The sequence below is a fragment of the Massilia sp. W12 genome (genome assembly GCF_037300705.1).
GTDB lineage: Bacteria > Pseudomonadota > Gammaproteobacteria > Burkholderiales > Burkholderiaceae_D > JACPVY01.
On sequence record NZ_CP147776.1, the window covers coordinates 1488573 to 1508885 of the forward strand.

Genomic DNA, 20313 nt, shown 5'->3' on the forward strand with positions numbered 1-20313 from the left:
AAAACATGTACACGGCCAAAGGGAAAACGGAAAAAGATCACCTGCTGGAGATGCATGCGCCGCTGGTCAAAAAGCTCGCCCATCAAATGAAGGCGAAGCTGCCGCCCAGCGTCGAAGTGGATGATTTGATCCAGGCGGGCATGATGGGTCTGTTAGACGCCATTGGCCGCTATGAAGAGACCCACGGGGCCCAATTTGAAACCTATGCCGTGTTGCGCATCCGGGGCGCTATGCTCGATGAGTTGCGCAGCAGCGACTGGATGCCCAGAAGCGTGCGGCAGAATATGCGCAAGATCGAGGAAGCAATGAGTATTTTGCAGCAGCGTTTAGGCCACCCGCCGAGCGAATCTGAAGTCGCCAAGATGCTCAAAATTTCCCTTTCCGAATATCAGGAGATGCTGTCCGACAGCGGCGGCCATCAGCTGGTGTATTACGAAGATTTCCATGATGGTGAGGGCAGCGACAATTTCCTTGACCGCCATCTGGTGGACGAGGGCAGCGACCCTTTGCAAAGTCTGTTGCAGGATGATTTCCGGCTGGCGGTGATCCAGGCGATTGACGGTTTGCCTGAGCGCGAAAAGCTTTTAATGGGCTTGTATTACGAGCAGGAATTGAATTTGAAGGAAATCGGCGCGGTGATGGGCGTGTCTGAATCGCGCGTGAGTCAATTGCATACCCAGGCGGTGGCGCGCCTGCGCGCCGCCTTGCGGGAGCAAAAGTGGACTGGGGAAGTGTAGCCGGCTTAGCGCTCGGCCTGGCTGCGCTGTTAGGCGGTCAGTTGCTCGAAGGCGGCAAGCTTGCCGTCTTGCTGCAACCTACCGCCATGCTGGTGGTGGTGGTCGGCACGCTGGCGGCGGTGTTGTTGCAAAGCCGTCCGCGCGCTTTCCGCCGTGGCCTGCTGATGCTGCGCTGGGTGTTTAAGCCGCCGCCTGATCGCAGTCTGGAAATCGGGCGTGAGCTGACCAACTGGAGTTTAGTCGCCAGGCGCGAAGGCATGTTGAGTCTGGAGCGCTACGCCAAGGCGGTCAAAGATCCGTTTCAAGCCAAGGGTTTGCGTCTGATTGTGGACGGGGTGGCGCCGGCCAAATTGCGTGAGATTCTGGAAGAGGATATCAATGCCTGGGAAAGCGCCGAGCAGCAGGCGGTGCGCATCTGGGAAGCCGCCGGCGGTTATGCGCCGACCATCGGCATCATGGGCGCGGTGCTGGGCTTGATTCATGTGATGGGCAATTTATCCGAACCGTCCAAATTGGGCAGCGGGATCGCCGTCGCGTTTGTCGCCACGATTTACGGCGTGGGCTTGGCGAATCTGGTGTTTTTGCCGATTGGCGTCAAATTGCGCACCCTGTTGCAGCGCGAAACCACGCTGCGTGAGCACATGGTGTCGGTGTTTGTGGATATCGCCAGCGGCGATAATACGCGGGTGGTGGAGGAACGCGTCACGCATTGGGGAGACTAGCATATGGCGCGGCGCAAACCCGAGGAACCGCCTGAAAACCGCGAACGCTGGCTGGTGTCCTACGCCGATTTTATTACGCTCTTGTTTGCCTTCTTTGTGGTGATGTATGCGATTTCCTCGGTGAATGAAGGCAAGTACAAAATTTTGTCCGACGCGCTGGGTTCAGAGTTTGGCGCTGCGCGCGCCGGCCAGCCCGGGCCGGATACCATCCCCCTGATCACGCCGCAGCAGATCGCCAGCCGCAAGCGCTCTGAAGCGATCAAACGCGAGCGTATCGCCATGACGCAAATGGCGCGCAATCTGCAAAAAGTCTTGGCCCCGCTGGAAAAAGAAGGCAAGGTGCGCGTCACTCAGGGCGTGCGCGGGGTGAGTGTGGAAATCAACGCCAGCGTCTTGTTTGCCCCCGGTGAGGCGCGTCTTTCGCCGGAGTCTGATCAAACCCTGCGTTTGGTGGCCACTGTGATGAGCGAGGATGAGCACGCGATTCAAGTCGAGGGGCACACCGATAATCTGCCGATTGCGAATGCGCTGTTTGCTTCCAATTGGGAATTATCCAGCGCGCGCGCATCCGCCGTGGTGCGCTTATTTATTGAGGCCGGGGTGGATGAAAAGCGCATGAGTGCGGTGGGACACGCCGCCACCCGTCCGGTGGCCGATAATAATCAGGCCGAGGGACGGGCGCGTAACCGGCGCGTGAATATCACAATTTTGACCGGCATTCCCGATCAGGTGGTGGAAGTGCCGACCAGCGGCCCGCTGCCCGCCGTTGCGCCCTGAGCGGGGCCGCCTCATACTTTGCGGATATCGAGCAGGAGCGAATTTTTGCGGCGTTTGTTATAAAACTGCTGCCAGTTCGCGCCACTGATTTTGCTGTAATCGCCGTCTTTCACCAAAAACACGATTTCTTTGTCCGTATTGTGGCCTTGCCGGTGTTCCAGCCCGGAAAACTCCCGTTTGCTGGCGTTTTGTACGTGATAACTCATGCACATCTGGCCGGATGAGTTCAAAAAGCCGGCGTAGCCCACCACGTGGAAATTATTAAAACCGGCATCCACCAGCGCGGCGGCAAAGCGCTCGGCATACGGGTCTTTGCGCCATAAACAATAATTGGTGCGCACCGAGGCCCCGGTAGCACAGGCGTGCAGGTAGATCGTGATCAGATTCGCGGGATTGACTGGCAAGCCTTCTTCAGTCAATTGACGCAGCAGGGTGCGGGCGCCGACTGAGGGATGGCCATGGGCGCCGATGCGGCCGCCGGCGTGGCCATGTCCCACCACATATAATTCGCCGCCCGGCGTATCAAGCCGCTCCAGCCCGGCTGCGCCATTGTGCCAGGTGATGCTGGCGTTGCAGCGCAATTTGAGATCTTGCATTGAATAATAGACATCCATATCTTCACTGGCTTTCACCATCCGGGTTCCGGTGTGATAGGCGATAACGGTCATGTTTTGCTCCTGTATTGTGATGAATGGCGCTGTCCGGCGCCGGAAATGCGGCGTTTGTTTTATGGGACTTTATGGATTTCGTAATACGTCTCCGGCCACCAGCCTTCGAGCGGATGGCTGACCTCCTGTTTCCATTTGCTGCCATGAATCTTGTTGTAATCCGTGGTGGTGACTTCGTACACCACCAGAATTTCATCGTCGAGCTTCAGATTTTTATGCATGCTGCCTTGATTAAAATTGCGCTTGCTTTCGTCGCTGGTGTTGTACTTGGTGGATACCCGTCCCAGATTGTTGACAAAACCGGCATAGCCGACCACTTTGAAATTGCTGCAGCCGGCTTCACGCAAGGCGCGGCAGAACCGTTCGACATACGGTTGTTTATGTTTGAAGTGATATGCGACGCGCACCGATGCCCCGGTGGCGCAGGCGTGCAGATGAATCAAAATCTGGTTTTTCGGGTTTTTCGGCATGCCTTCTTCCAATAATTGCTGCACCAGGGCATGCGCGCCTGCGCTTTCATGATGATGAGCGCCGATCGCGCTGCCGCCATTGCCATGGCCGACCACGTACAGGCGGCCGCCCGCAGTATCGAGCCGCCCGAGTTTGGCATTGCCATCGTTGATACAAATTTCGGCCTCACAGGCCATGCGGATATCATTCAATGCGCCATAGACCAGATTGTCGTCTTCTGCGGTGACTTCAGTGGTTGAGGGGCAATAGGCAATTGTCAGCGCCATGTTGTCTTCCTTTGCTTGGGTACGGTTGCGATGAAAGACATGATGCGCTGCAAATATGGAGCAAATATGGGGGCGCAGTAGAATCTGTCGCACCATGGCCGGCACTGTGCCTGCTTCGGCAATGTGTGCGGAAAAACAGACTTGGCGCGGCCAGCCCGGGCAGGGTTGTTTGCAGCCACGCCGTATTTTTTGGGGTTGGCAAACTTGGATGCCTTACTTTTTTATGATGCAAGGCGTAAAGGTAAAACTGAAAGCCTATAATTTGACACCCATCTCATAAGCCGCCCGCACATTCCAGCATGACACGACGCCCACCTGAAACCACCATCACCTTGAAAATTGCCGCTGGCAGTAAGGGCAAGACTTTGAACAAAGGGCAAAAGCTGTTCAATCAGCTGACCAAAAAGATCCAGAAGTTGCGCACCCAAATCAAAGATTGGGAAGTGCTGCTTCCCATGTATCAGCAGCACTATCAGGAAAAATTTGCGCCGAAAGTGCTTGCATACAAAGACCGGCAACAAGCTTTGCTGCGTTTGCTTGATCAGGCTTATCTGCAACAGAAATTCAGTAAAGCAGAAAAGAAATTCCTGCTCCAGCTGATCCATTCCCTGCTTGAGGAATTATTGGCGCATCAACCGAACCCGGAACTCAAGTGCCTGTATGCGCGCTATCACGGGAAAAACTATGATGTGGTGGAAGAAGGCATGCAAAGCAGCTTGCAAGCCATGATGGCGGAAATCACGGGGCAAGAGTTCACAGAAGAAGTTGATTTCCGCAATCCAGAAGCGTTTTTGAAAATGCTGGCTGAACAAGCGCAGGCGCAAAAGGAACGGCAAGCTGATGCCGATGAACAGGCCAAAAGCGCCAAGCCGGATAAGCGTGCCTTGCAACGTGAGGCGGCGCAGGCCTTGGCCGAGCAACAATTAAGCCAGAGTTTGCGCGAAGTGTATCGCAAGCTGGCCGCTGCTTTGCACCCGGATCGCGCGCCGGATGAGAACGAGCGCAAGCGCAAAACCGAATTGATGAGCCGGGTGAATGTGGCGTATGACAATAAAGACTTGTTGCGCCTGTTGGAATTGCAATGGGAGGTTGAGCAAATCGACGCCGCCGCCATCAATGCCTTGGATGGCGAGCGGCTGAAGCATTTCAACAAGATTTTGACTGAGCAGCACGAAGAGTTGAGGCACGAATTGCAAACCATCTTCAGCATTTTTGAGTTGCGCTTCCCGCAGATGTTGATCGAGTCCGGGCGTGGCGACAATATGCCTGAAGCTGCGCAGCAAATGCCTTATTTATTCCAGTTGATACAGGAATTGGATGAGGATCTGATGGATTTGAATCAACAATTGGAAGAATTGGCTGAACCGCAGGCGTTGAAGCAATGGCTGAAGGAGTATATGGAAGAACAGCGCTGCCGCGAGCGGGAAGAAAAGAGCGCGCGCCAGTTTGTTGAGCAATTCCTGAGTGAGGATGAGCGTGAGTTGTTGCGCTTTATGCAAAAGAAGGGCGGCGGGCTGTTTTAAGCCTGCACTGGTAAATATGCGCTGCTGAAGCAGGTGCGCCAAGCTGTCTGTCAACTTGGCGTGTGAGTCTCTTGCCAGTGTCAGCCTATCACCAGACGGCGTGAACCCTGGCTCAAGGTGGAGTGGCCGCTGGGGCCGTAAAGATGTTGCGCCGGTGTCGCGGCGGAAGGGGGTTGCAAGGCTTGCAGGGCGTTTTGCGTATTCGCCAGCTGGCGATTGATCAGCATGCCGTTCAAGCGGTTGATTTCTTTGGCCTGACGTGTCAAGTCGAGCAGGCTGTGCCAGGATTGTTGCAATTCGCTGCGGCCCAGACGCGTCAGCCAGGCTGCCATATTGGCTTCTTCCTGGGCAAAGCCGGCGGCGGCCAGTGCGTTCAGTCTTTGTTGCGACAATGCTGATGCGCGCTGCACCAGTTGATTTTTTTGCTCAGTAAGCTGGAGCAATTGTTCAACATCGGCGGCAATCAGGCTGTTTTGCTCTTGTTGCAAGGTTTCCAGCAAGTCCGCCATGACGGCGCGCTCGGCCTGCATGCCGCTGTCTAATTGATAGCCGGTATTGCCGGAAGATGCATTCATTGGTATTTCCGCCTGAATCAACGCTTGCGCGAGTGCAGCAAGTCTTTCACTGTTTCCAATAATCCATCGGCCACTTTTTCCGAATTGACCTGGAATTGACCGTCGGCAATCGCCAGCTTGATTTTTTCGACTTTTTTCGCGTCGAACACATTGCTGCTGGCGATCTTTCCTTCCAACGACTGCAGCTGGGAAGACAGACGCACGCTGTCCGTCGCTGCCGTCGTTGTCGCAGTGCCGGCCTTGTCGGCGTTACGCGCCGTGGCCGTCTGAGACTGACCTTGGCTGACCGGCAAACCGGTCTGGCCTTTGAGTGAATCGGTAATTTTCACAGCAGTTTCCTCGATTGGTTGGGGCAGGTTTCCCCGGGTTCTGCTTGTTTATCGGCGCGTGCCGCGCAAACTTTAGCAAACTGCGCGCCTTTTGCAGTTTCTGCCGCTTATGCCAGCATCTACTATAAACGCAGCGCGCCGGGATCGACGAATTGCTGTTTTATTTTCAAGCTTGTCCGTTGCAATTGTGCATAATCATCAGCCCGGCGCGGCGGGCTTAAAACTGCACCGCAACCACGCCTTCTGCTTGGGCCAGTCCGCTGATCTGTTGCCCATTTGCCAATTTTACCGTCACCGCACCGCCCAGGCTGGCGCCGCCGACAGCGCGCCCTTCGCCTTGCAGCGCGAATCCGGCCCCGCTGGCGACCAGTTTCACCTGTTGTCCATGTTGAATCAATGCCGGCTGGCGCAGTTGACGTGCGCTGATGGCTTGGCCGGCGCTGATGCTGTGGCTGCTTTGCTTGCCCAGCGCCTGTTGCATATCAGTCAGCACGCCGGGCGGCAAATTGGCCAGATCGCCTTGCTGCATGCTCAAGTGTTCGGCCTGCAGAATCTGGCCCGGAGCCAGCGCGCTGTTGGCGCTGACATAGGCCACTTGCACGCTGACGTGGGCCTGGGTGAACGCTTGCCAGGCCGGTTGCATGCAACGCACCCCGACCAGGGTTTTACCCCAGGGTTTGGCGCCTTGCGGGGTATAGGCTTGCAGTTGGGCGCAGGCCGGCAAGTGCAGCCGCGCATCAAACGGCGTCACGTTGATGCTGAGCGGGCCGGGCGCATTGCGGCTTTGCTGCTCCAGCCAGCTCTGCGCCACTAAGCGCATTTGCTCTAAATCCTGGCGCTGCGGCAGGCTTTGCGCGCGCGCCGCGCCGCACAGCGCAAGTCCAATAACTATATAGAGGTATCCGGGTTTCATTGTGTGCTCCAGCAAATCAGGCAGACGGCTTGATTGTAGGCTGGCAGGCGTAAAGGCAAAGCCTGAACTGGGCCGCTTTTCCCGCCTTTCTTGACGCTTTGCGCGCGGACTGGCGGGCCTAAGATGACAGGCATCGTAAAAAGATGTCCGTCGGCAACATTGGAGCTGAACATGATAGGCAAACTCGACCAACACTTCCGCTATAACGAATCAGTGCTGTCCTTGCGCTCAGAGCGGCAAAGGGTGCTGGCCAGCAATATCGCCAATGCGGACACGCCGAATTACAAGGCGCGCGATTTTAATTTCAGCGAGGCGCTCAGCAGCGCCATGTCCGGCCCGGGGCCGGCGGCCCTGGCGCGCACGGCGCCGCGTCATTTGCAGGCGCAGGATGTGGGGCCGGGCGGCGCGCCGCTGTTATACCGGCCTGAGGTGCAGGGCGCGGTCGATGGCAATACGGTGGATATGGATGTCGAGCGCACCCAGTTTGCCGACAATGCTTTGCGTTATGAGGCGGCGGTGACGTTTGTCAACAGCCAGATCCGTGGCATGCTGACAGCCATCACCGGCGGTCAATAAGTGACCTGAGGGAGCGCACAGATGTCACTCTTCAATATTTTTAACGTCGCCGGCAGCGCCATGAGCGCACAGGCGCAGCGCTTGAATGTGGTGGCCAGCAATCTGGCCAATGCTGATTCGGCCACCAGCGCAAACGGGCAGCCGTATCGCGCCAAACAGGTGGTGTTTGAGGCGCAGGCGGTGGACGCCAGCAATGCGCAAGGGGTGCGTGTAAAACAGGTGGTGGAAGATGCATCTCTGCCTAAAATGGTGTATGACCCGAAAAGCCCGCTGGCCGATGAACGCGGCTATGTGGCGATGCCGAATGTGAATGTGGTCGATGAAATGGTCAATATGCTGTCTGCCTCGCGCTCGTATCAAAATAATGTCGAGACATTCAACGCCGCCAAGACCATGGCCTTGAAAACCCTGACCATTGGTCAATGATGTGAAGCTGGAGATCTGTTATGGCGAATTCCATCAATAGCGTGTCAGATAATCTGATGCAGAGTATGAATCCAAAGTCGGCCAGCGCCGCCAAGGGCACCAGTGCGGAAGAAGTGCAAAACCGCTTTCTGACCCTGTTGGTGTCGCAGATGAAAAATCAAGATCCCTTGAGCCCGATGGACAATGCGCAAGTCACCAGTCAGATGGCGCAATTATCCACCGTGACCGGGATTGATAAGCTCAATGAGGCCATGAAAAGCTTGCAGGATAGCTATGCTTCTACCCAGTCTTTGCAGTCCGCATCCCTGATCGGCCATGGCGTGCTGACGCCAGGCAATCAATTGGTGCTGGATAAGGGCAAGGCGATTTTCGGGGTGGATATCCCGGAGCCGGCGGACAGTGTCAAAGTGTCCATCGTCAATGGCTCGGGTCAGGTCTTGAAATCGGTCGATCTGGGCGGTCAGGATGTGGGTGTGGCGCCGATGACCTGGGATGGTTTCAGCGATAACGGGGTGCAGCAAAGCGATGGCCGCTACACCATCAAAGTCGAAGCGATGATCGGCGATAAAAAAGTCGAGAGCGTGCAACCCTTGAGTTTTGGCATGGTCAGCAGCATTACCTCCGGGGTGCAGGGGGTGAAGGTGAATGTGGATGGCGTGGGGCCGGTGGAACTGTCCAAGGTGCGGCAGATTCTGTAAGCAGGGCGGATTGAATTCAGCAGGCAGCAAGACAGGAGAACATCATGAGTTTCCAACAAGGTTTGAGTGGTCTGAATGGCGCAGCGAAATCGCTGGACGTGATTGGTAATAATGTGGCGAACGCCAGCACGGTCGGTTTCAAACTGTCCAAAGCCCAGTTTGCAGACGTGTACGCCAGCTCACTCACCGGCGCGACCGGCAATCAGGCCGGTATCGGCACCAAGGTGGTGAATATCGCCCAGCAATTCACGCAGGGCAATATCGGCAATTCCAACAACCCGCTCGACATCGCCATCAATGGCGGCGGTTTTTTCCGCATGACCTATAACGGCACGGCGCAATATTCGCGCAATGGCCAATTCCAGCTTGACCGCAATGGCTATATTGTGAATGCGCAAGGGGCGAATCTGACCGGGTATATGGCCAATGCGCTGGGCGTGCTGTCCACCGGCGCGCCGGTTTCGCTGCAAGTCAATACCGCCGACCTGCCGCCGAAAGTCACAGAAAAAGTCGCAGCGGTGCTGAATCTGGACTCGCGCGCACAAGTGCCGCGCGATGCGCCGTTCAGCCCGGACGTGCCGACCAGTTATAACAGCGCAACTTCGGTGAATATTTTCGATACGCTGGGCAATCCGCACGTGATGCAAACGTTTTATGTCAAAACCGGCCCCAGCACCTGGGATGTGTACGCCACCAGCGATGGGATTGAGCGCTCCAGTCTGACTGTGCGTGAAGCGGCGAATGACGCCGACCGCGTGGTCGACCCGCCCCCGACGCCGGCTTCGATCGCCGCTGCTGTGCGCGCATTGGCCAACGCCACCCAGGCCGACGCGACGGCGGCGCGCACTACAGCTGATGCGGCAAGAGCGGCAGCGGTGACGCCGGATCAAATCGCGCAAGCTGAAGCGCTGACGCAGGTGGCGGTGCGGCTCGAAAGGCTCGCCACCTTCCAGGATAATGCTGCTGATGCCGGCGATGCCGAAGCGGCGGACCCCAACGCCACCCGCGCATCGGTGATTTCCGCTGTCACCATCGGCACCCCGGCCAATCCGCTGTTAGCGCCGCCGGCCCCGATCGCGCGGCTGGTGTTTACTCCCCTGGGCGCGCTGGACACCGCGACCAAGGCCGGCATGCCGTTCCGCGTCGATATTCCGGTGCACCCGCCGACCGGCGCGTTAAGCCCGATTTCGATGGAAGTCGATTACTCCGGCACCACCCAATTCGGCTCCAATTTCAGCACCAACGCCTTAAAGCAGGATGGTTACACCTCGGGCCGCTTGTCAGGTTTTTCCACCAGCTCGGATGGCTTGATGGTGGCGCGCTATACCAATGGGCAATCGAATGTGCTGGCGCAATTGGTGTTGGCCAACTTCACCAACCCGAATGGCTTGGCGCCGCTGGGCAATAACGCCTGGGCCGAAACCGCTGCCTCCGGCGCGGCCCTGGTCGGCGTGCCCAACTCCGCCAGCCTGGGCGTGTTGCAAGCCTCGGCGGTGGAAGATTCCAATGTTGACTTGACCCAGGAACTGGTGGAAATGATTACCGCGCAACGGGTGTATCAGGCCAATGCGCAAACCATTAAGACCCAGGACTCTGTGCTGCAAACCCTGGTCAACCTGCGTTAAATATTGCGCTCAAACCGGGACGTTCGCCAAACCTGCCTTGTTGCGTGCAAGGCCGGGCTTGGCGCGCCCATCACCATGCAAGAGGCGGCATATGGACAAGCTGATTTATACCGCAATGACAGGCGCGCGCCATATTCTGGAAAAGCAAGCCACCAATTCGCACAATCTGGCGAATGTCTCCACCAACGGATTTCGCGCCCAGCTCGACAGCTTTCGCGCTGTGCCGGTGGTTTCCTCCGGTTTGCCGACCCGCACCATGGTGGTCGATTCCACCGTTGGCAGCGACTTCACGCCCGGCGCAATTCAACATACCGGGCGCGAACTCGATGTCGCCTTGCATGGGCCGGGCTGGATTGCGGTGCAAATGCCGGACGGCAGCGAAGCCTATACCCGGCACGGGGCCTTGAAAGTGAGTGAGAATGGTTTGCTGCAAACGGCATCCGGCTTGAATGTGCAAGGCGAGGGCGGGCCGATCACGATCACCCCGGAAGTTTCGATCAGTATTGGCCGCGACGGCACGATTTCCGGCATCGCGAACGGCTTCAAACCAGGCGCCTCGACCGAAATGGGGCGCATCAAACTGGTTAATCCGCCACCCGGGGAATTGGAGCGCGGCGCGGATGGCTTATTCCGCCTCAAAAACGGACAGGAAGCCGAAGTGGATCCCACTGTCAAAATCGCCGGCGGCGCGCTGGAAGGCTCGAATGTGAATATGATTGACTGCATGGTCGATATGATCAGCATAGCGCGCCAGTTTGAAACGCAAATGAGTTTGCTCAAAAACGCCGAGAATAACGCGGCAAAAGCCGGTCAGATCCTGAGTTTGAATTAATCTCCTTCGCCGCATAATTATCCTCAAGGCACACAGGCGTCCATCCCGGGCGCCTGGCATCAGGCGCCAGGAGGAATCATGATACGTTCGCTGTGGATTTCCAAAACCGGGTTGGATGCGCAACAAACCCAGCTCGATGTGATCGCCAATAATCTGGCGAATGTCTCGACCACCGGCTTTAAGCGTTCGCGCGCCGTGTTTGAAGATTTGCTGTATCAAAACCTGCGCCAGCCCGGCGGCCAAACCTCGCAACAAACCAGCCTGCCTTCCGGCTTGCAACTCGGCACCGGCGTGCGCCCGGTGGCGACCGAGCGCATTCAGACCCAGGGCAATTTGCAGCAGACCAATAACGACAAAGACGTGGCCATCAACGGGGCCGGTTTTTTGCAAGTCTCGCTGCCCGACGGCACGCTGGCTTACACCCGTGACGGCTCCTTCCAGACCGACGCCAACGGTCAGCTGGTGACCGCCAGCGGGTATGTGGTGTCGCCCGCGATCACGGTGCCCAATAATGCGCAAAGTTTGTCGATTGGCCGCGATGGCACGGTCTCAATCACCACCGCCGGCAGCCCGACCCCGACCCAGATCGGCAGCTTGCAACTGGCCACCTTCATCAATCCAGCCGGTTTGGAGAGCAAGGGCGAAAACCTGTATGTGGAAACCGGCGCATCCGGCGCCCCCAACACCAATACCCCGGGCACGAATGGGGCCGGGATCTTGATCCAGGGCTATATCGAAACCTCGAATGTGAATGTGGTGGAAGAACTGGTCAGCATGATCCAGACCCAGCGCGCCTATGAAATCAACAGCAAAGCGATCACCACCTCTGATCAAATGCTGCAAAAACTGTCGCAACTCTGATACCGGAGGCTGTCATGAAACTGTTGCATTACCAAGCCCTCGGACTTGCCGTGTTATTGGCCGGCTGCGCCGCCACCCCGACCTCAATCATCAGCACGCCGCGCACCGCGCGCCCGGTTTCGCCAGAGCCGGTGCAGGCTTTAAGCGGCGCCATTTTCCAGGGCACGGCATACCGCCCGATGTTTGAAGACCGCCGCGCGCGCATGGTGGGCGACAGCATCACCATCACCATCAGCGAATCGACCTCGGCGATTAAATCCGCCTCCAGCAGCGGCAGCAAGAGCGGCAGCGCAGCGGTGTCCGTGCCGACTGTCACCGGCTTTCCGCTGAAAACCATGCAAGGCGCGCGCCTGACCGCCACCACCGCGAATAAATTTGAAGACAAAGACACCGAAAACGCCAGCAATACCTTCACCGGCACCATTTCCGCCACCGTGATCGACGTGCTGCCGAATGGCAATCTGGTGGTGGCCGGGGAAAAACAATTGGCCTTGGACAAGGGCACGGAATTCATCCGCGTATCAGGCGTGATCAGTCCGGATAATATCCAGCCCGGCAACACGATTGCATCTTCCAAAGTGGCCGATGCGCGGGTCGAATACCGCACCAATACGCAAATCGACCGGGCCAGCTTCACCTCCATGATTTCGCGCTTGTTTATGAGCGTCTTGCCATTTTGAGGGGAGTCTGCAAATGGCTAAATTCCTGCTCCTGATTGTGCTGCTGGCGCTGCTTACCCCGGCCCAGGCGCAAAGCGCGCGCAACGCCCAAGCCAAGCCCGAGGTGGTGGTGGAAAGCGCGCCGGCGCAAAGCGGATTGCGCATCAAGGATTTGGCCAGCATCCAGGGCGTGCGGCAAAACCAGCTGCTCGGTTACGGCCTGGTAGTGGGGCTTGATGGCAGCGGCGACCAGACCACGCAAACCCCGTTCACAGTGCAAAGCGTCTTGTCGATGTTGCAGCAATTGGGCGTCAATCTGCCAGCGGGCACAAGCTTGCAGCTGAAAAACGTGGCGGCTGTGACCGTCACCGCCAGCCTGCCGCCATTCGCCCAGCCGGGGCAAACCCTGGATGTCACGGTGTCATCCATCGGCAACGCCAAAAGCCTGCGCGGCGGGGTCTTGTTAATGACCCCGCTCAAAGGCGCTGATAATCACATCTACGCCATGGCGCAAGGTCAGGTGGTGTTAAGCCAGGTCGGCGCCGCGCCGAACGGGCAAAAAGCGCCGGCTAACCATTTAAGCGTGGGCCGGGTGCCGGATGGCGCCACAGTCGAGCGCGCGGTGGCCAATAATCTGGGGCAAAACAATCAGATTTCGCTGGAATTGCTGCAAAGCGACTTTTCCACCGCCAGCCGGGTGGTGGATAAAATCAACGCCGCTTACGGTTCCGATATTGCCTACGCCCAGGATGGCCGGGTGATCAAGGTGCGCGTGCCATCTTCCAGCGATCAGCGGGTGGCGTTTCTTGGCGCCTTGCAAAATCTGCGGGTCGAAGCCGATACCGCCGCCGCCCGCGTGATCATCAACGCGCGCACCGGCTCGGTGGTGATGAACCAGGCGGTGACGCTGGAGCCGTGCGCAATTTCGCATGGCAATTTGAGTTTGACCGTCGAGCCGGCCCCCGGCAGCGCCGCCGCCGCCAGTGGCGAAATCAAAAAAGAGCCTGGCAATGTGCTGGCCATCAAAGGCGGGGCCAATCTGGCCGAAGTGGTGAAAGCCTTAAACGCCATCGGCGCCACGCCGCAAGATTTGTTAGCCATCTTGCAGGCGATGAAGGCCGCCGGTTCGCTCAAAGCCGAATTGGAAGTCATCTGAGGGAGGCGCCATGATCAAGCAACCCGATATCAGCGCACGCTTGGTGCAAGACAGTAAAAGTCTGGACAGCCTGCGTCACAGCGCCAAGCAAAATCCGAAAGAGGCGGCGAAAAGTGCGGCCCAGCAATTCGAGGCGCTGTTCTTAAACACCATGATGAAGAGCATGCGCGAGGCCGGTAAAGTCGAAGGCGGCATGTTCGACAATGAGCAAAGCAAGATGTTTACCGGCATGCTGGATCAGCAATTGACGCAGCAGATGGCCAAACGCGGCATGGGCTTGGCCCAGGTGCTGGAAAAACAGCTGACTCAGCAAACCGCGCCGCCGCAATCGATTAAAAACGGCGTCGCGCCGGAACAGCTCAATAACAGCATGCCAGCCGGCCCCGGGCTTGGCGGCAAACTCAATAACAGCATGCCGGCTGCGCCGCAAAACGAAGCAGCGCTCAAAAGCAATGGCATGCGCGCCATGCAAGCGCCGGCTGCGCTGCAATTGCGCGGCAGTGTCGGCGATGCGCGCCAAACCCTGGCGGCATATGATCCCGCCGCCCGGCCTGCGCTGGCCAATCTGGCGACCATGGAAGATATGCGCGGCGCGGATTCGGTGCAGGATCTGGCCGAAGAGATTGATGATTTGATCGCCAGCCGCGAGCGCAATGTGGCGCAATTTTCCAATATCAGTCCCGGCGTCAAAACCCTGCTCAACGAAAACGGGGCGGCGATTGGATCATTGAAAAGCATGAAGAACAAGGCGATTGCCGAGCTTGGCGCCAGCACCCGCAGCCAGCCGGCGCATGTGCGGCATTTTCAAAGCAAGCTGGCCGGGGCTGCGGAGGAGGCCAGCCGCAGCACCGGCATTCCGCCCAAATTCCTGCTCGGCCAGGCCGCGCTGGAATCCGGCTGGGGCCGGCGCGAGATCACCGGCGCGGATGGGCGCGCCAGCCATAATCTGTTTGGCATCAAAGCCGGCAAAAACTGGAAAGGCAAGGTGGTGGAAGCCAACACCATCGAATACATCAACGGTAAGCCGCAAATGCGGCGCGAGCGCTTTCGCGCCTACGACTCTTATTCCGACGCCTTCCGCGACTATGCGCGCCTGTTGAGCAAAAATCCGCGCTATGAAAATGTGTTGGCCAATGCGCAGGACGCCAGCAGCTTTGCACGCGGCTTACAACGCGCGGGCTATGCCACTGACCCGAACTACGCGGCAAAACTGACCCGCATCATCAAGAATTCCTTGAGTTGATGTGAGAAAAATACAACAATGGCCTTGACGCAAATGGATTGTTTGATTCAAGTTTTGCGGCAAAATGCCGTAGAACAGGCCATATCAGGGAAGAAAGATCATGCCATCCAACCTTATTTCCATTGCTGGCACCGCAATTCAGGCAGCGCAGGCTGGTTTGAACACCACCGGCCATAATATTGCGAACTCCAGCACGCCTGGCTACAACCGCCAGCAAGTGATTCAAGCCACCGCCGCCGCGCAATACGGCGGTTTTGGCTTTGTGGGTGGCGGCACCAAAATTGCGGAAGTAAAGCGGATTTACAATGAATTCCTGTCTAATCAGGTGACCAGCGCTTCCACTTCGTACAGCGCTTTAAATGCTTATCACAGTCAGATTACCCAGGTCGATAATCTGCTGGCGGATCAAACCGCCGGCCTTTCCCCGGCCTTGCAGGATTTTTTCAAAGGCGTGCAGGATCTGGCCTCCAACCCCTCATCGGTGGCTTCGCGGCAGGCGATTTTATCCACCGGCGACGCGCTCGCTTCACGTTTTCAGGGTTTGAACAACCGGCTTTCGGAAATCCGTGAGTCGGTGGATGATCAAATCGTCTCCAGCGTCTCAGTGATCAATTCGATCGCCCAGCAAATCGGCAAACTCAATGAATCGATCGCCTTGCTGGCCGCAGACGAATTCAAACCGCCGAATGATTTGATGGACCAGCGCGACAAACTGGTGGCTGACTTGAATAAGGAAATCAAGGCCACCGTGATCACCCAGACCGACGCCACCTACACCGTCTCGATCGGCAATGGCCAGCCGCTGGTGGTGGGGAATAATGTGTTCCAGCTGACTCCCACCGTATCCAACTTTGACTTGAGCCGGGTGGAAGTCGGTTATGTCACCAATGGCAATATCAGCTCAATGCCGGAGAGCACATTGGTGGGCGGGCGCATGGGCGGCTTGTTTGAATTCCGCTCACGCACCCTTGACCCGACCCAAAATGCCCTGGGCCGTGTGGCCGCAGGGCTGGCCTCGACGTTTAATGCGCAACACCGTCTCGGGCAGGACTTGAATGGCAATCTGGGCGGTAATTTCTTCAATTCCGCCAGCCCGGTGGTTTCGCCCAACCGTTTGAATATCGGCAATGACGCAATTGTCGCCGACATAACCGACGCCACCCGCCTGACCATCAGCGACTATCAAATCAAATACGACGGCACGAATTACCAATTCTTGCGCCTGTCAGACAATGCGGTGCTGGCCAACACCACTCTGGCGGCGGCGGACACAGCGGCGCGCAATGAAGGCTTCAGCCTGACCCTGGTGGCCGGCACCCAGCCGATTCGCGCCGGCGACAGCTATCTGGTGCAGCCCACTATTAACGGCGCCAATGGTTTTTCAGTGGCCATCACAGACCGCTCCACTATCGCCGCCGCCGCCCCGATCCGCACCATTAACGGCGGCGCCAACAGCGGCACCGGCAAAATTTCCGGCGGCTATGTGGACAGCACCTATCTGCCGGCGAATGGCGGCAGCCCGATCATCGCCCCGGCGGAAGTCACGCTGACCTACGATGCGACGAATAATACCCTGTCCGGTTTCCCCCCGACCCAGGACGTGACCGTGACCGTGAACGGGGTGCCGACAGTCAACCCCGCCCCGGTGGCCTCGATCACTTATGCCGCCGACGCCTTGATCAGTTTTGGCGGCGTGAATGTCAGCTTCACCGGACAGCCGGCGAATGGCGACACTTTCACGATTCAGCAAAATCTCTCCGGCGTGGGCGATAACCGCAATGCCCGCCTGCTGGGAGAATTGCAGGGTAAAAACACACTGGAAAACGGCACTGCCACGTATCAGGGCGCATACGCCCAGCTGGTCGGGCAGGTCGGCAACACCTCGCGCGAAGTGCAGGTCAACACCACCGCGCAAGAAGAATTTTTGCGCCAGGTGCGCGAAGTCGAACAGGCCGAATCCGGCGTCAATCTGGATGAGGAAGCGGGTAATCTGTTACGCTACCAGCAGGCTTACCAAGCCGCTGGCAAACTGATGCAGATTGCGGCGCAGGTATTTGAATCCCTGATAGCCGCCGCGCGTTAAGGCGCGGCGCTCTGGTTTTTGCAAAAGCGTTAAGCAGGAGGCGGCAATGCGAGTCAGCACCAATGGCATCTTTGAGGTCGGCATCAATCAGGTAGGCACCTTGCAGGCCAATCTTGCACGCACCCAATTGCAACTCTCCACCGGACGGCGCAACATCACCGCCGCCGACGATCCGATTGCCTCCGCGCGCGCACTGGAAGTGATTCAATCGCAATCGGTGAATGAGCAATTCGTCACCAATCGCTTAAACGCGAAAAGTTCGCTGTCGCAGGCTGAAATTGCTTTGGCCGCCGCCACCACCTTGTTGCAGGATGTCAAAACCATCGCCATTAATGCCGGCAATGGCGGTTTGTCCGATTCCGACCGCGCCTCCCTGGCCACCGATCTGCGTGGCCGTCTGGATGACTTGTTAGGCTTGGCCAACGCCCAGGACGGGGTGGGCAATTATCTGTTTTCCGGCTTCAAATCGACCACCTTGCCCTTCATCAAGACCGCCACCGGCGCACAATACCAGGGCGATCAGGGGCAGCGTATTTTGCAAGTCGGCACGTCGCGCCAAATCCCGGTGTCAGACTCCGGCAACTCGATTTTTGAAGGCAATATCACTGGCAACGGCACCTTTGTCACCGCCGCCAATCAAGCGCCGCCGAATCGCGGCTCTGGCATTATTTCGATTGGCTCGGTCACCAATGCAGCGCAGCTGACCGGGGAAAATTACAGCATCACCTTTGCCATCAGCGCCACCCAGCCGCCGCAAACCACGTTTGATGTGGTCAACACCACCACCAACACCCCGGTTTTGACCGGCAGCCCGTTTGTCGCCGGGCAGCCGATTGCATTTGACGGCTTGCAATTTGACATCAGCGGCACGCCGGCCAATGGCGATGTGTTTACGGTTGAACCGAGCCAAAAGCAAAGCATCTTCACCACCCTGACTTCGCTTATCAATGCGCTGGGCCAGCCGGCCAGCGGCTCCACCGGACAGGCGAATTTAACCAATGCGCTCAACACCGCCAACGCCAACTTGAACAACGCGCTTGATAATATGCTCTCGGTGCGCTCAACCATGGGTTCGCATCTGCGCGAACTGGACTATCTCGACAGCTCAGGCGAAGACTTGGATATTCAATACAAGCAAACCTTATCCGACCTGCAGGACTTGGATTACACCAAAGCCCTGTCCAACTTCGCACAACAGCAAACCACGCTGGAAGCGGCGCAACGCTCCTACGTCAAAATTGCCGGCTTGTCGCTGTTTAATTACCTGTCCTGATCCGCCGTCTGGCGCAATGAGCAAGCCGCCCGCAGGCGGCTTGCTCAGGGCTTTTACCTTATTGCGCAATCAAACTCATTTCATCCAACAGGAAAGAAGTCTGGCGTTGCGCATCTTCCACCATCTTGAAATGCACCCGCACGGTTTTGCCTTTGTAGGCTGACATGTCCAGGGTATAGAGTTTATACGCGCTGGAGGCTTGCAGATTCGAGTAGCTGGCAAGCGTGCCCAATACCGCGCCGCTGCTGCTTAACACTTGCAAGCTCAGCTTATCGCGCGCCGTGCTTCCGCTTTCCGCCGTCGCCACCCGCATATAAAAACGCAGTTGCGCGCTGCCCGCCGTAGCCGGAATGCTGATTTGCTGATACAGCGTTTCAGTCGCGCTGGCGCCATGCCCGCCCAGCCAGGCCAGTTTTGTCCCCAGATGCGCCTGATAGCCATAGCTGGTGAAGTCGCCGATCGCCGCAGTCGTCCCCTGCCATGGCGTCACGCCGTTTTCAAACCCGCCGTTTTGCAGCAGATTGACGCTGCTTTGCGCATTCACCGTCAGCAACGCATCACTGCTGGCCACACTCCCCAGCGTATTGCTGACCAGCACGCTGTATGTCCCGGCGTCAGCCAGCGCGGCGGCGGCAATCGTATAAGTCGGGCTGGCGGCGCCGGCCAGCGGCGCACCGTTTTTGCGCCATTGATAACGCAGATCGCTGCCTTTGGCGACAACCGCAAAGCTGACCGGCTGCCCCACCGTCACCGTCTGATTTTGCGGTTGGCTGGTGATGGCCGGCGCAGTCGGCGTATCGCCGCCGCCGGCCCCGCCCATACAGTGGTCATCCAGCCGGGTCGGGAATTTATAGCCGGAAAACTCTTCCAGAATCGCCAGATTTTCCGGCGCATACACCCGTTCAATCAAACGCGGCACATTCGCCGAACCCAGCTTGGCGGCATAGCTTTCCGACATTTTGACGAAATACGACATGCGTAAAAATTGCACCAGCACATATTTGCGCAATTGCGGCTCAGCCTTGATTTTCTGCCAGAAGGCCGGATAGTTTTGCTTGGCGATGCGCAAATACAGCTGCAGATAACTCATATTGGTCAAGGCCAGATCGCGCGAATTCGAGGCCCCCACGCCATCGATATACTCGGCCACCATCAAAGCCGCCGGCAAGCCCATCAAGCTGGCGTTGAGTTCCGCCGTCACCCCTTGCAAATGGTATTCGCCTTGCTGGGCGTCTTTCAAATAAACTCCGTCCGTTGAAGCCGAGGCATCATCCTTGATCAGCGGCAAAATCTCCTTGCGCGCGAAGCCGTCATGCAGGGGCATCTTCATGAATTGGTAAGTACTGTCTATCCATGAGGAGGTGTAGTTATTCCATTCGGTGCGGCCAGCGGCCAAATCCCACATATGGGTTTCTTCATGAATCGCCACCATCATCGATTCCGCCAGTTTATTAAAGCTGGAGGTATCGACAAATTGTTTGAAATATTGGTCATTCGCCTGGGCTTGCGCCAGCGCTTGCCCGCTCGGCCAGCGCCGCCCATACATAGCGGTAATGGTTTGCAACCAGTTATTGGCGTTAAAGTTGTTTTTGATATCGCTGATATCCGCCGTGCGGTTATGCGTCTCCGCATAGCAGAATGTGCCTTTGTCGATATCATCCGGATTGATGCCGGCCAGCGCGCGCAACTGGCTGACGCCCGAATGCGTGGCCGGGACTTTGCCGGCCTGGCTGGATTGACTGCCATGCGCGAGCAGACGTGGCGCAGACGTGGTGGGATCGGCTTGGCCGCCGCAACCTTGGGTAAGGATAGCGGCGAGCGCAAGCGCAAGCGTGGCTTGAGATTTCATATTGTCTCCTGATTATGATAATGAAAAACGGGAACGCGATGCCGCATACAG

The 20313-nt window shown here is 57.5% G+C and carries 21 protein-coding genes; 15 read left to right on the plus strand and 6 right to left on the minus strand.

Annotation, left to right across the window (positions count from 1 at the left end; translation table 11 throughout):
* Nucleotides 1-5 precede the first annotated feature (5 nt).
* From V8J88_RS06015 to motD, 3 genes are read left to right on the plus strand one after another with little or no spacing between them, the layout of a single operon-like run.
* On the plus strand, nucleotides 6-737 hold the full coding sequence (locus V8J88_RS06015; RefSeq protein WP_338848422.1) for an RNA polymerase sigma factor FliA: 732 nt from the start codon (nucleotides 6-8) through the stop codon (nucleotides 735-737).
* Nucleotides 719-1459 (plus strand): flagellar motor protein, encoded by a 741-nt coding sequence (locus V8J88_RS06020; protein ID WP_338848423.1) that lies wholly within the window; start codon nucleotides 719-721, stop codon nucleotides 1457-1459. The genes V8J88_RS06015 and V8J88_RS06020 overlap by 19 nt, the downstream gene beginning before the upstream one ends.
* A gap of 3 nt (nucleotides 1460-1462) precedes the next feature.
* Entirely contained in the window at nucleotides 1463-2236 is a 774-nt protein-coding gene (gene motD, locus V8J88_RS06025; protein WP_338848424.1) for a flagellar motor protein MotD, read from the plus strand.
* An 11-nt stretch (nucleotides 2237-2247) separates the two neighbouring features.
* Here motD and V8J88_RS06030 read toward each other — a convergent pair whose 3' ends face one another.
* Both V8J88_RS06030 and V8J88_RS06035 read right to left on the minus strand, forming a co-directional pair.
* A complete protein-coding gene (locus V8J88_RS06030; RefSeq protein ID WP_338848425.1) occupies nucleotides 2248-2904 on the minus strand; it encodes a hypothetical protein in 657 nt (218 codons plus the stop codon).
* A gap of 59 nt (nucleotides 2905-2963) precedes the next feature.
* Nucleotides 2964-3641, minus strand: a complete 678-nt coding sequence (locus V8J88_RS06035) for a hypothetical protein (protein WP_338848426.1) — start codon at nucleotides 3639-3641, stop codon at nucleotides 2964-2966.
* 299 nt (nucleotides 3642-3940) lie between these two features.
* On the opposite strand from V8J88_RS06035, the gene V8J88_RS06040 reads away from it, so the two are divergent.
* Nucleotides 3941-5164, plus strand: coding sequence for a hypothetical protein (locus tag V8J88_RS06040; protein ID WP_338848427.1), 1224 nt, complete (start codon nucleotides 3941-3943; stop codon nucleotides 5162-5164).
* Nucleotides 5165-5244: 80 nt separating this feature from the next.
* Here V8J88_RS06040 and V8J88_RS06045 read toward each other — a convergent pair whose 3' ends face one another.
* The 3 genes from V8J88_RS06045 to flgA form a co-directional block, all read right to left on the minus strand.
* Nucleotides 5245-5739, minus strand: a complete 495-nt coding sequence (locus V8J88_RS06045) for a flagellar protein FlgN (RefSeq protein WP_338848428.1) — start codon at nucleotides 5737-5739, stop codon at nucleotides 5245-5247.
* A 17-nt stretch (nucleotides 5740-5756) separates the two neighbouring features.
* Complete coding sequence (gene flgM, locus V8J88_RS06050) at nucleotides 5757-6068, minus strand: flagellar biosynthesis anti-sigma factor FlgM (protein WP_338848429.1); 312 nt, start codon at nucleotides 6066-6068, stop codon at nucleotides 5757-5759.
* A gap of 217 nt (nucleotides 6069-6285) precedes the next feature.
* Entirely contained in the window at nucleotides 6286-6981 is a 696-nt protein-coding gene (gene flgA, locus V8J88_RS06055; protein WP_338848431.1) for a flagellar basal body P-ring formation chaperone FlgA, read from the minus strand.
* Between the two features lie 171 nt (nucleotides 6982-7152).
* On the opposite strand from flgA, the gene flgB reads away from it, so the two are divergent.
* From flgB to flgL, 11 genes are all read left to right on the plus strand, one after another.
* Nucleotides 7153-7557, plus strand: a complete 405-nt coding sequence (flgB, locus tag V8J88_RS06060) for a flagellar basal body rod protein FlgB (protein WP_338848432.1) — start codon at nucleotides 7153-7155, stop codon at nucleotides 7555-7557.
* A 21-nt stretch (nucleotides 7558-7578) separates the two neighbouring features.
* Nucleotides 7579-7983 carry a flagellar basal body rod protein FlgC gene (gene flgC / locus V8J88_RS06065; protein ID WP_338848433.1) on the plus strand — a complete coding sequence of 135 codons (405 nt, stop codon included), beginning with the start codon at nucleotides 7579-7581 and terminating at the stop codon, nucleotides 7981-7983.
* A 20-nt stretch (nucleotides 7984-8003) separates the two neighbouring features.
* Complete coding sequence (locus tag V8J88_RS06070; protein ID WP_338848434.1) at nucleotides 8004-8681, plus strand: flagellar hook assembly protein FlgD; 678 nt, start codon at nucleotides 8004-8006, stop codon at nucleotides 8679-8681.
* Between the two features lie 44 nt (nucleotides 8682-8725).
* Nucleotides 8726-10306: a flagellar hook protein FlgE gene (locus tag V8J88_RS06075; RefSeq protein WP_338848435.1), complete on the plus strand. Its 1581-nt coding sequence runs from the start codon at nucleotides 8726-8728 to the stop codon at nucleotides 10304-10306.
* Between the two features lie 91 nt (nucleotides 10307-10397).
* Nucleotides 10398-11138 carry a flagellar basal-body rod protein FlgF gene (gene flgF, locus V8J88_RS06080; RefSeq protein WP_338848436.1) on the plus strand — a complete coding sequence of 247 codons (741 nt, stop codon included), beginning with the start codon at nucleotides 10398-10400 and terminating at the stop codon, nucleotides 11136-11138.
* Nucleotides 11139-11216: 78 nt separating this feature from the next.
* Nucleotides 11217-11999 (plus strand): flagellar basal-body rod protein FlgG, encoded by a 783-nt coding sequence (gene flgG, locus V8J88_RS06085; RefSeq protein WP_338848437.1) that lies wholly within the window; start codon nucleotides 11217-11219, stop codon nucleotides 11997-11999.
* Between the two features lie 14 nt (nucleotides 12000-12013).
* Nucleotides 12014-12679, plus strand: coding sequence for a flagellar basal body L-ring protein FlgH (locus V8J88_RS06090; protein WP_338848438.1), 666 nt, complete (start codon nucleotides 12014-12016; stop codon nucleotides 12677-12679).
* A 13-nt stretch (nucleotides 12680-12692) separates the two neighbouring features.
* Nucleotides 12693-13814: a flagellar basal body P-ring protein FlgI gene (locus tag V8J88_RS06095; protein WP_338848439.1), complete on the plus strand. Its 1122-nt coding sequence runs from the start codon at nucleotides 12693-12695 to the stop codon at nucleotides 13812-13814.
* A 10-nt stretch (nucleotides 13815-13824) separates the two neighbouring features.
* A complete protein-coding gene (gene flgJ / locus V8J88_RS06100) occupies nucleotides 13825-15057 on the plus strand; it encodes a flagellar assembly peptidoglycan hydrolase FlgJ (protein WP_338848440.1) in 1233 nt (410 codons plus the stop codon).
* Between the two features lie 100 nt (nucleotides 15058-15157).
* On the plus strand, nucleotides 15158-17140 hold the full coding sequence (gene flgK, locus V8J88_RS06105; RefSeq protein ID WP_338848441.1) for a flagellar hook-associated protein FlgK: 1983 nt from the start codon (nucleotides 15158-15160) through the stop codon (nucleotides 17138-17140).
* Nucleotides 17141-17186: 46 nt separating this feature from the next.
* Nucleotides 17187-18413: a flagellar hook-associated protein FlgL gene (flgL, locus tag V8J88_RS06110; RefSeq protein WP_338848442.1), complete on the plus strand. Its 1227-nt coding sequence runs from the start codon at nucleotides 17187-17189 to the stop codon at nucleotides 18411-18413.
* A gap of 58 nt (nucleotides 18414-18471) precedes the next feature.
* On the opposite strand, the gene V8J88_RS06115 is transcribed toward flgL, so the two are convergent.
* Nucleotides 18472-20262 (minus strand): immunoglobulin domain-containing protein, encoded by a 1791-nt coding sequence (locus V8J88_RS06115; protein WP_338848443.1) that lies wholly within the window; start codon nucleotides 20260-20262, stop codon nucleotides 18472-18474.
* Between the last annotated feature and the right edge of the window lie 51 nt (nucleotides 20263-20313).

Coding starts and splice junctions, on each gene's coding strand:
- flgF (WP_338848436.1), top strand. CDS start 10,398: ATGGACAAGCTGATTTATACCGCAATGACAGGCGCGCGCCATATTCTG.
- flgK (WP_338848441.1), top strand. CDS start 15,158: ATGCCATCCAACCTTATTTCCATTGCTGGCACCGCAATTCAGGCAGCG.
- V8J88_RS06045 (WP_338848428.1), bottom strand. CDS start 5,739: ATGAATGCATCTTCCGGCAATACCGGCTATCAATTAGACAGCGGCATG.
- flgA (WP_338848431.1), bottom strand. CDS start 6,981: ATGAAACCCGGATACCTCTATATAGTTATTGGACTTGCGCTGTGCGGC.
- V8J88_RS06070 (WP_338848434.1), top strand. CDS start 8,004: ATGGCGAATTCCATCAATAGCGTGTCAGATAATCTGATGCAGAGTATG.
- flgJ (WP_338848440.1), top strand. CDS start 13,825: ATGATCAAGCAACCCGATATCAGCGCACGCTTGGTGCAAGACAGTAAA.
- V8J88_RS06095 (WP_338848439.1), top strand. CDS start 12,693: ATGGCTAAATTCCTGCTCCTGATTGTGCTGCTGGCGCTGCTTACCCCG.
- flgL (WP_338848442.1), top strand. CDS start 17,187: ATGCGAGTCAGCACCAATGGCATCTTTGAGGTCGGCATCAATCAGGTA.
- V8J88_RS06030 (WP_338848425.1), bottom strand. CDS start 2,904: ATGACCGTTATCGCCTATCACACCGGAACCCGGATGGTGAAAGCCAGT.
- V8J88_RS06075 (WP_338848435.1), top strand. CDS start 8,726: ATGAGTTTCCAACAAGGTTTGAGTGGTCTGAATGGCGCAGCGAAATCG.
- V8J88_RS06090 (WP_338848438.1), top strand. CDS start 12,014: ATGAAACTGTTGCATTACCAAGCCCTCGGACTTGCCGTGTTATTGGCC.
- V8J88_RS06040 (WP_338848427.1), top strand. CDS start 3,941: ATGACACGACGCCCACCTGAAACCACCATCACCTTGAAAATTGCCGCT.
- V8J88_RS06115 (WP_338848443.1), bottom strand. CDS start 20,262: ATGAAATCTCAAGCCACGCTTGCGCTTGCGCTCGCCGCTATCCTTACC.
- flgG (WP_338848437.1), top strand. CDS start 11,217: ATGATACGTTCGCTGTGGATTTCCAAAACCGGGTTGGATGCGCAACAA.
- flgB (WP_338848432.1), top strand. CDS start 7,153: ATGATAGGCAAACTCGACCAACACTTCCGCTATAACGAATCAGTGCTG.
- motD (WP_338848424.1), top strand. CDS start 1,463: ATGGCGCGGCGCAAACCCGAGGAACCGCCTGAAAACCGCGAACGCTGG.
- flgC (WP_338848433.1), top strand. CDS start 7,579: ATGTCACTCTTCAATATTTTTAACGTCGCCGGCAGCGCCATGAGCGCA.
- V8J88_RS06035 (WP_338848426.1), bottom strand. CDS start 3,641: ATGGCGCTGACAATTGCCTATTGCCCCTCAACCACTGAAGTCACCGCA.
- V8J88_RS06015 (WP_338848422.1), top strand. CDS start 6: ATGTACACGGCCAAAGGGAAAACGGAAAAAGATCACCTGCTGGAGATG.